At 74.2% G+C, this 9,850-nt stretch carries 7 protein-coding genes; 6 read left to right on the top strand and 1 reads right to left on the bottom strand.

The features are described 5' to 3' along the window. Positions 1-740, bottom strand: a 740-nt coding sequence (locus tag ACZ6CL_RS00005) for a COG1470 family protein (protein ID WP_468929105.1), incomplete at its 3' end; no start/stop codon positions are given. Between the two features lie 223 nt (positions 741-963). Between ACZ6CL_RS00005 and ACZ6CL_RS00010 the strand changes: the two genes are divergently transcribed. From ACZ6CL_RS00010 to ACZ6CL_RS00035, 6 genes are all read left to right on the top strand, one after another. After that, positions 964-2,712, top strand: a complete 1,749-nt coding sequence (locus ACZ6CL_RS00010) for a PE-PGRS family protein (RefSeq protein ID WP_468929108.1) — start codon at positions 964-966, stop codon at positions 2,710-2,712. Between the two features lie 204 nt (positions 2,713-2,916). Beyond that, a complete protein-coding gene (locus ACZ6CL_RS00015) occupies positions 2,917-4,521 on the top strand; it encodes a phage tail sheath family protein (RefSeq protein ID WP_468929111.1) in 1,605 nt (534 codons plus the stop codon). Positions 4,522-4,578: 57 nt separating this feature from the next. After that, positions 4,579-5,022, top strand: coding sequence for a phage tail protein (locus ACZ6CL_RS00020; protein ID WP_123100677.1), 444 nt, complete (start codon positions 4,579-4,581; stop codon positions 5,020-5,022). Beyond that, positions 5,022-5,504 carry a hypothetical protein gene (locus ACZ6CL_RS00025; protein WP_468929114.1) on the top strand — a complete coding sequence of 161 codons (483 nt, stop codon included), beginning with the start codon at positions 5,022-5,024 and terminating at the stop codon, positions 5,502-5,504. The genes ACZ6CL_RS00020 and ACZ6CL_RS00025 overlap by 1 nt, the downstream gene beginning before the upstream one ends. After that, positions 5,501-5,656 (top strand): DUF6760 family protein, encoded by a 156-nt coding sequence (locus ACZ6CL_RS00030; RefSeq protein ID WP_468929116.1) that lies wholly within the window; start codon positions 5,501-5,503, stop codon positions 5,654-5,656. The genes ACZ6CL_RS00025 and ACZ6CL_RS00030 overlap by 4 nt, the downstream gene beginning before the upstream one ends. Before the next feature lie 2,592 nt (positions 5,657-8,248). Next, positions 8,249-9,835: a hypothetical protein gene (locus tag ACZ6CL_RS00035; protein ID WP_468929119.1), complete on the top strand. Its 1,587-nt coding sequence runs from the start codon at positions 8,249-8,251 to the stop codon at positions 9,833-9,835. Positions 9,836-9,850 lie beyond the last annotated feature (15 nt).

Consider the following 9,850-nt stretch of genomic DNA (forward strand, 5'->3'; position numbering starts at 1 on the left):
CCCACCTGCGGCTTGTACGAGATCCAGATCATGACGAACGCGATGGTCAGGGCGACCAGCATGCTGAAGAACACGCCCAGCCAGCGCGGCATCAGCCCCGGCTGTTCGTAGGTGCCCTGCACCGGCAGCGGTTCGGCGCCGGAGCGCTGCACGGAGAGCGTGAAGGGCCGCGATTCCTTCGCCCCGGCCCAGATGACCTGGCGCGGCTTCAGGGTGGTCTTGATGAAGGCGGCCCGGCCGGGTTCGATCTGGACGTTGGCCGGGTGGATGTCGTACGAGATCTGGTCGCCGTTGTCGCTGCCGCTGACGGACGCGGTGAGCTTGACGTTGCCGAGGTTGTCCACGGCGAGCTTGGGACGTCCCCGGAACCGGCCCTTGACCGTCTGCGGCACGAGTTCGGCCCGTACCTCGCTGAACGGCGTGACGGTGATGTTGCCTTCGGGGACGGTGGTGGCCTCGGGGTGCTCGGTCGGGATGATCTGCACCCCGTACGCGTTCGGCCCGGCCGTGGCGTCCGGTGTGCGCGGCGGGGCGAAGGTCAGCTCCACCGTGCCGGTCGTCCCCGGGTACAGCCGGAGCGTCTGCGGCTCCACGGTCGTCCACGGGGACAGCTCGCCGACCGGTACGAAGCGGTACTCGTCGACGACGTCGCCGGTGTTGCGCAACCGCAGCCGCACGCTGGCCGAGCCGCCGGGGTCCACGGTGGTCGAGGCGGGTTCCAGAGAGGTCCAAAGGCTCACCTCGCGACGCTATGGCGGGCGCCCGCCCGCTGTCGCAGGCGTCGGGGCACGGTCCGTTGCCTCAAGGCTCGTGCGCGTTGCCCCGCCGGGCTGCCTCCGGGTACCGGGGTGCCCCGGAGTGCCCCGCGGGCCCGGGAAGGCTGCCCCGGTTCCTCTGCCGCCGCGCGTCCGCCGGGCGTAGCAGAGGGAGCGGACGTACCGGACCAAGGAGAGGCGACGGCCGATGCACGCGCGACGAAAGCCGGACCACGACCAGTACCCCGACCGGGCCAGGGCCCTGGCCCGTCCCGCACCGGTCCGCGCCACGGCGCGGCCGGACGCCCACCCCGGACCCGGCGGCGCGATGACGCCGGGGCGGGCCATCGCCCTCCAGCGCTCGGTGGGCAACGCGGCGGCGAGCCGGGTGATCGAGCAGGAGCGGCACGTCCACGGCGCGGACTGCGGCCATGAGGCGCCGGTCCAGCGGGCGGTCGTCCAGCGGGCGGGAGGGCCGAGCGCGGGCGCGGCCGCCGCCGAGCCCGCCGAGGACGCCAAGGACAGCAAGGACGTCAAGGGCAAGGAGGTGATCTACCGGCTGAGCCGGTCGATCGAAAGCCGCGCCGTCGAGAGCAAGCTGAAGCCGAACGTCTGGGCGCCGGGCACGTGGTATCCGGAGAAGCTGATGCTGGAGGGGAAGATGCGCCTGAGGCGCACCCTGGACCGGCGGGTGATCGCCGGTGAGGTGTTCACCGCGCAGGACTTGGCGGACATCGAGGCGCTCACGACGGTCAACGCCACCTGGCTGAAGGACGTGGGCATCGGCACGATCGAGGATGCCAAGGCGTACACCGCCAAGGGCAACTACAAGGACTGGCTGACTCTCCCCGCGGGCAAGCGCGTCCTCACCGCGACCCTGGCCTACAACAACCATCTGAAGGGCGCGCCCGTCCCGGACGCTCCGGACTACACGCTCGGCCGGTTCTTCACCACCCAGGGGCGCAGCCTCACGGACGACCAGAAGCAGCCGCTGCTGGACGAGCGCGACGAGCAGATCCGGCAGACCGCCGTCCGCACGCTGCACCCGGCCGCGATTCCGCCCCAGGACATGCACCCCGACGCGAACAAGGCGCATGTCACCCAGCACCAGAAGAAGGCCGACAAGGCCCGCGACGTCTTCACCAACGTCCTTCTCGTCCTCCAGCACGGACTGAAGATCTACGACAAGGAGCAGCAGCAGCACCTCGACTACCGCGACGGCGACGTCGTCCGGGCCCTCGCGCACGGCGGCCGGGTCAACATCCGCGTCCCTGCCCTGAAGGGTGAGGAGTCGGCCACGGCCCTGACGGATTTCCTGGACGTCACCGACAAGGGGAAGCCCACGCAGTTCGTCGAGGACCGGCCCTACGCCACGCACGGCATGGACATCGAGAAGAACAAGGACGGTAAGCGGGGCAAGTTCAAGGAGACGAGCGGGGGCCTCGTCTCCCTCGGGAACCGCGTCAAGCCGGGTGGTCCGGACATGTGGGGGGTGGACGTGCCCGGCAACGGCTTCGGTTCGAAGGACTGGAACGGCGATGTGGTCCTGCCGACCGGATCGCACGGCCACATGCTGCTGGTCTTCACCGCGCCGACCAAGGAGAAGGACGGCTCCCTGCTGGTCGGCATCGAGACGATCGGGCCCGAGAAGCCCAGCCCGGTCGGCTACAAGCACGACTTCCGGTCCACCGAGGCCACGTCCAACCCCGAGACAATCCTGCACGGACACAAGCGCGACAAGATCGGCTCCGGCGGGACGGCCAAGAACGAGCGCTACGTGGACCTCAAGGAGCTGGGGGACGCACAGGGACACGGGAACTGGCGCGCGTTCCTGGACGACATCAAGCAGCGCTGGTACGCCGAGCTGAAGGAGACCCAGGACGGCTCCGACGAGCGGCAGGCGCTGTACCACCAGCTCGTCGGTCCGCGGCAGCACTTCTACGGGCAGACCGGCTGACGCGACCCCCGGGCGATACGGGCACGGCGGGGCCGGGACCGGGACCGGGCGCACCGGGGGCTGCCCGCCTGGCGCCGCCCATACCTTCGGGCACCCGCTTTGCCCCCGGATAGGGCCCGGGGGACCTATCCGGGCTGTCGCCGCCCGGTCAAGGGTGTGAAGGTCCTACGTTCTTCCTCATCCTTACCCCGAGGAGCACAGCGCATGCCGTCGTATCTGTCGCCGGGCGTCTACGTGGAGGAAGTCGCCAGCGGCTCCCGCCCGATCGAGGGGGTGGGCACCTCGGTGGCCGCCTTCGTCGGACTCGCCCCCACCGGGCCGCTGAACACCCCGACGCTGGTCACCAACTGGTCCCAGTACGTCGCCGCCTTCGGCGAGTTCACGGACAGGTACTACCTCGCGCACTCCGTCTACGGGTTCTTCAACAACGGCGGCTCCGCCGCGTACGTCGTCCGGGTCGGCGGATCGGCCGACGAGGACGCCGTGACCACGGGTGCCTCCGGTGGCCCGGCCGCCGTGGCGGGTTCCGCCGGCGCTCCGGCCGAACTGCCCGCGGGCGCCCCCGCCGAGCTGGGCACGTTCTCCGTACGGGCCCTCACGCCCGGCGGCGCGCTCAGCGTCGAGGTGGCCGACCCGGAGGGGGAGGGCCCGGCCGAGCGGTTCAAGCTGATCGTCAAGGACGACGGCAGGGTCGCCGAGACCTTCGACGTGTCCGCGAAGAAGGGCAACCGCTCCTACGTCGTCACGCAGGTCAAGGAGCGCTCCAAGCTGATCACCGTCCAGGAGACGGCCCCCGCAGGGCAGTTGGCCCGGCCGGAGAACCAGACCGTCGCCCTGGTCCGCCCCGCCCCCGCCGCCCCGGTGCCCGCCGGTGCCCCGGCCGAGGCGTCGGCCGCCCACCCCGGCCCCGCCGAGTACCTCGGTGATTCCGCCGACCGCACCGGCTTCGGCGGCCTGGAGGCGGTCGACGAGATCTCCATGGTCGCCGTCCCCGACCTGATGGCCGCCTACCAGCGCGGCGCGATCGACCTGGAGGCGGTCAAGGCCGTCCAGCTCGGGCTGATCGCGCACTGCGAGCTGATGGGCGACCGCGTCGCCGTCATCGACCCGCCGCCCGGCCTCAACGCCCGTGACATCCGGGTGTGGCGCCAGGAGACCGCGGGCTACGACTCCAAGTACGCGGCCGTCTACTACCCCTGGATCAAGATCTTCGACCCGGCCAGCGGCCAGGGGCGCATGGTCCCGCCGAGCGGTCACGTCTCCGGCATCTGGGCGCGCAACGACTTCGAGCGCGGGGTGCACAAGGCTCCCGCCAACGAGGTCGTCCGCGGTGTCGTCGACCTGGAGAACCAGGTCACGCGCGGCGAGCAGGACCTGCTCAACCCGATCGGCGTCAACTGCATCCGCGCCTTCCCCGGCCGCGGCATCCGCATCTGGGGCGCCCGCACCCTCTCCTCCGACCCGGCCTGGCGCTACATCAACATCCGCCGGTACTTCAACTACCTGGAGGAGTCGATCCTGATCGGCACCCAGTGGGTGGTCTTCGAGCCCAACGACCAGCAGCTGTGGGCCCGTATCCGGCGCAACGTCTCCGCGTTCCTGGTCAACGAGTGGCGCGCGGGTGCCCTGTTCGGCTCCAGCCCGGAGCAGGCCTTCTACGTCAAGTGCGACGAGGAGACCAACCCGCCGGAGTCGGTGGACGTGGGCCGGGTCGTGTGCGAGATCGGCATCGCGCCGGTCAAGCCCGCCGAGTTCGTGATCTTCCGGCTGGCCCAGTTCAGCAGCGGCAGCGGGGAGCTGGAGGAGTAGCGGCCGCGTCCACCCATCACTTCCGTTCATCAGTAGCAGCAGAAGGACAAGCGGTTCATGAGTCTCCAGCCCGGTGATTCCTTCACCTCACACAACTTCGGCATCCAGATCGACGGCGTCATGGTCGAGTACCTCCAGGAGGTCAGCGGCCTGAGCTTCGAACAGGACGTCATCGAGTACCAGCAGGTCTCCGCGCAGGGCAAGCCCAAGGTCAGCAAGATGCCGGGCGTGCAGAAGGCGGGTCAGTGCACGGTCGTGCGCGGCATGACCCCGTCCCCGGCGTTTACCCAGTGGATCCAGCAGTCCATCAAGGGCCAGATGTCCACGGCCCGTAAGAACGCCACGATCATGGTGATGGACTACGAGCTGAACCCGGTCAAGCGGTACAACCTGCGCAACGCGTGGTGCAGCAAGATCGACGCCAGCACCGTCAAGGCCGGTGAGGCCTCGGCGCTGACCGAGACCGTCACCATCACCTTCGAAGAACTGGAAATCGAGTAATGCGCCGCACGGCCGTCCGCGCGCCGGCAGCGGAAGCCGCCCCGCCGCCCGAGGCGGCCGTCGCGGCTCCCGCTCCGGCTCCCGCGCCGGACCCTGAGCCCGAACCGCAGCGGCTGCGGACCGAGTTCGCGTTCGAGCTGCCGCGCGGCTACGTCGACGAGTCCGGCACCGTGCACCGCTCCGGGACCATGCGGCTGGCGACCGCGCGGGACGAGCTGATCCCGCTGCGGGATGTGCGGGTGCAGGAGAACCCGGCCTATCTGTCGGTCGTGCTGCTCGGCCGGGTCATCACCCGGCTCGGCGCGCTGACTTCGGTGCACGACGGCGTGGTGGAGAACATGTTCGCCTCCGACCTCGCCTTCCTCCAGGACTTCTACCGGCAGGTCAACGCCGAGGGCCACACCCGGGCCGGGGTCACCTGCCCGCACTGCGAGCAGCCCTTCGAGGTGGAGCTGGGCGGGAGCCGCCTGGGGGAATCGTGACGTACGCGACCGACCGTCTCCACGAGGAGATCGCGTACATCGCCTACCACTTCCACTGGAGGCTGGAGGACATCCTGGACCTCGAACACGGCGACCGGCGACGCTACGCGCAAGAGATCGCCTCTCTCGTCACCCGCGCCACGGAGGGGTAGATGGGACTGCTCGACAGATTCCGCGGCCAGTCCCGGCGGAAGACGGCGGCCGGTGCCGCGGCTGGTGAGACGTCCGGGCGGGCGCCTGGGGAGGACGCCCGTCCGGCATCCACGGAGGACACCCGTCCGGCATCCGCGGAGGGGATGCCGGACGGTCCGTCGTGGGCGGACGCGTCCGCGGACGACCGCACAGACCGCCGGGCGGCGGCCGCGTGGGCTGGACTTCCCCCGATCCAGCCCACGGCCGTCGCCCGGCTTCCGCGCGGCGTCGCCGACCCCGGGTTCGGCGGCACGCTCAGCACCTGGCAGAACCCGTCCTTCACCGGGACGCTCTCGCACGCCGTGCTCGACGGCGCGCCGGGCGGCCTGGTCCGGGGCACCCTCAGGACGTCGGGCACCCCGCGTCCCGACCTCGGCGAGCCCTCGCTGACCGTGCCGGTGTCCCGGCCGGAACCGTCCACGGAGGCCGCCGTTCCGCCGGCGGGCCCCCGGGTGCGTCCGGTCCCACCGAGCGCCGCCCGCGCCACGACGCTGACCACGGCCCCCGCCGTACAACGCCGCGCCCTGCCAACGGCCCGCCCGGCGGGGCCCGCGACGGCTGCGGCGCCGACGCCGGGCCTGGCGGCCCCGGCTCCGGCGGATGCCGGGTCCGGCCCGGCTCCGGTCGCTTCGGGGACGGCTGTCCCGGCGCCCGGCCCCGCCCCGGGTACGCCTGCTCCCGCCTCAGCGGCATCGGCTCAACCGCCCGCCACGCCCGCGACCCAGCGGCGGGCCACCGCGGCTTCGACGCCTGACGCGGCGCCGGGTGGTGGCGCTCAGGCGTCCGCCGGGCTCACGGCTCCTGGGGTGTCGCAGTCGGCTGCTGCCGGTGCCGTGCCTGCGGTGCGGCGGCGGGCCGCGCAGGCTGCTCCGGGGCCCGCCTCGGGCCCGGCGGTGTCCGCTTCGGGGGCGTCTGCTGCGGGGCTCGCTCCGGGCCAAGGGGCTTCGGCGTCTGGTTCCGCTTCTGCGACGTCGGCTCAGGCACCTGCCGGGCGCGAGGCCAATGGCCCCGGGCCTGGAGGTACAGGCCTGGGCGCGCCAACGCCCGCCGCGCGTCCTGTCCAGCGGCGGGCCGCTGCTCCGTCAGCTGCGGCGGCGCCCGATTCCGCTTCGGGTGTTCCGACTTCGGCCCCGCTTGACGCGGCGCCGGACGGTGGCGCTCAGGCGTCCGCCGGGCTCACGGCTCCTGGGGTGTCGCAGTCGGCTGCTGCCGGTGCCGTGCCTGCGGTGCAGGGGCGGGCCGCGCAGGCTGCTCCCGGGTCCGCTTCGGGCCCGGGGTCCACTCAGGCGCCTGCCTGGCCTGCGGTTCAGCGGCGTGTGCCCGGTGACTCTGGTCCTGGGGGTACGGGCCTGGGTGCGCCGACGCCCGCCGCGCCTCCTGTCCGGCGGCGGACCGCTGCTCCGTCTGCTGCGGCTTCGGCGGCACCCGATTCCGCTTCGGCTGCTCCGACGTCGGCCCCGGCGCCGGACGCGGCGCGGGGCGGTGGGCCAAGCGGTGGCGCTCAGGTGCCTGCCGGGCCTACGGCTTCCGGGGTGTCGCAGTCGCCTGCCGTCGGTGCCGTGTCTGCGGTGCGGCGGTGGGCCGCGCAGGCTGCTCCGAAGTCCGCTTTGGCGGGTCCGGATCCGTCCGCTTCGGGGCTCGCCCTGGGCCAGGGGGCTTCAGCGCCTGGTTCCCCATCTTCGGCGTCGGCTCAGGCGCCTGCCGGGCCCGCAGTCCAGCGGCGGACCGCTGCTCCGTCTGCTGCGGCTTCGGCGGCGGCCGATTCCGCTTCGGCTGCTCCGACGTCGGCCCCGGCGCCGGACGCGGCGCGGGGCGGCGGGCCAGGCGATGGCGCTCAGTCGCCTGCCACCGGTGCCGTGCCTGCGGTCCAGCGGCGTGTCCCCAACGGCCCGGGCCCCGGAGGTACGGGCCTGGGCGCGCCGACGCCCGGCATGCCTGCGGCGCGTCCTGCCCAACGGCGGGCCGCGCAGGCTGCTCCGGGGCCGGAGCCTGCCCCGGAGCCGGGTGGTGGGCCAGGCGGTGGCGCTCAGGCATCCGCTGCCGGTGCCGCGTCTGCGGTCCAGCGGCGTGTGTCCGGTGGCCCCGGGCCTGGCGGTACGGGCCTGGGGGCGCCGACGACCGGCGCGCCCGCCGTGCGTCCCGTCCAGCGGCGGGCCGCGCAGCCTGCATCGGCTTTGGCGGCGGCCGACTCCGCTGCGGGTGCTCCGACTTCGTCTGCCACGGCGCCGGGCGGTGAGCCGGGTGGCGGCGCTCAGGCGTCCGCTGCGGCGACCGGTGTGCCTGCGGCGCGTCCTGTACAGCGGCGGGCCGCGCAGGCTGCCCCGGCGCGGGGTGGCGGGGCGGACGGGGGCGCTCAGGTGCCCGCCGGGCCCACGGCCTCTGGGGTGTCGCAGCTGCCCGCTGCCGGTGTCGCGCCTGCGGTTCAGCGGCGTGTCCCCAACGGCCCCGGCCCCGGAGGTACGGGGCTGGGCGCGCCGACCGGCGACGTCCCGCCTCGCCGTCGCCCGGGCCTGGGCGCGCCCCTGACCTCGCCCCCTGCCCCCTCGGCCCCCGTGCGACAGCCGGTCGCGGCCACGGCACGGCAGGCGCCCGTACAGCGCGCGGTCGCGCCGCCCTCCGGCTCGCCCCTGCCGGTCGTACGGCCCCAGCAGGCGACGTGGCTGCCGCCCGTACCCCTGGAGACCGCACCAGCCGTGCGGCGGAAGGAAGTTGAGGGCCGCCCGGCCGCCCCTGCCTCGCTTCCCCTGGCGTCGGCGCGCGCCCTGACCTCTGCGCTGCCGACGGCGACCCCGCCCGGTGCCGCCGCCGTACAGCGCGGCAGTGCGCCGACGGCGGTGCCGCTGCGCCGCATCGGTACGCCGGGGGGTTCGCCGACCGGGCCGGTGGCGTCGCGGCGCTCGGCGGTGGCGCCCGACCCGGGCGCGTCGGCCAGCGGCCACGATCTCCCACCCGCCCCGGCGGATGCCGGACACGCGCCCTCGCCCGGGCTGATCGGCCGCGCGGCGCGGCGACTTACCGGCCGTGCGGCAGCGCCGGGGCAGTCGCCCACGGGCGGCGCCGACCGGCCGGTGCAGCGTGCGGCTGTGTCGCCCGGCGGTGCGCGGACGCCCGTGCCGAAGGGTGCGGTCTCACCGCAGCGGCAGGGCGGGGTGCCGTCCCAGGCCGCGCCGGGTAGCGGGAACGGGTCCGCGTCGGTGGGGCAGTTGCCCGCGCCGGTGCAGCGTGCGGCTGTGCCGCAGGGCGGGGCGTTGCCGTCCGTGCCGATAGGGCGGCAGGCCGCCCCCTCGCAGGCCGCCCCCTCGCAGGCCGCCTCCTCGCAGGCCGCCTCCTCGCAGGCCGCCTCACCCGTGTTGCCTTCCGGCGCGTCGTCCGTGCGGCGAACGGCCGCGCCGTATGGCGTCGCGTCACCGCAGCCGCCGGTTCCGCCGAGGGGCGGGAGCGGGCCCGCGCCGCACAACTCCGCGTCACCGCAGCGGCAGGGTGCCGCACAGCCGCCGTTCCCGTCCGCGCGCATGGGGCTGCCGCCCCAGGGGGCACCCGGGGCCGGGCAGTTACCCGCGTCGGTGCAGCGTGGGGGCGCCGCGCCCAGTGGTGCGCAGCCGTCCGTGGCGTCCGCACCGCCGGGGTGGCCCACGCCCGGGGCCGGGCCGTCGCCTCTGCCGGTGCAGCGGCAGGTCGACGGCCCCGGTCCCGGGCAGCACGGCAACGGCGTACCGCCCGGCGCACCCGTGCGGCTGCGGGCGGCTGCCCCCGCACCGCCCGCCCCGCTGCCGGTGCAGCGCAGCGCCGCCCCAACGCCCGTCCCGACGCCCCCCGCGACCCCCACAACGGCACCGGCAACGGCACCCGCACCCGCACCCGCGCCGCCCCCCGCCCGCTGGCCACCGGCGGCCCCCATCCAGCGCATGCCCGCACGGGCGGCGGCCGTCCCGCCCGCGAAGCACATCGTCGGCAAGCGTCACACCGCGCACACCACCCGCAGCCGGAACCGCACCGCCGACTTCGACGCCCGGGCGCTGACGGACGGGCAGTTCGACGAGCTGGTGCACCGGCTCATCGGCCCGCTCACCCGGCTGCTGAGAACGGAATTCCGCCTCGACCGCGAACGGATCGGCAAGCTGCGCGATCCACGCCGATGACCCCTGGCCCCTGAG

It is taken from the genome of Streptomyces sp. NPDC041200 (assembly GCF_055591805.1).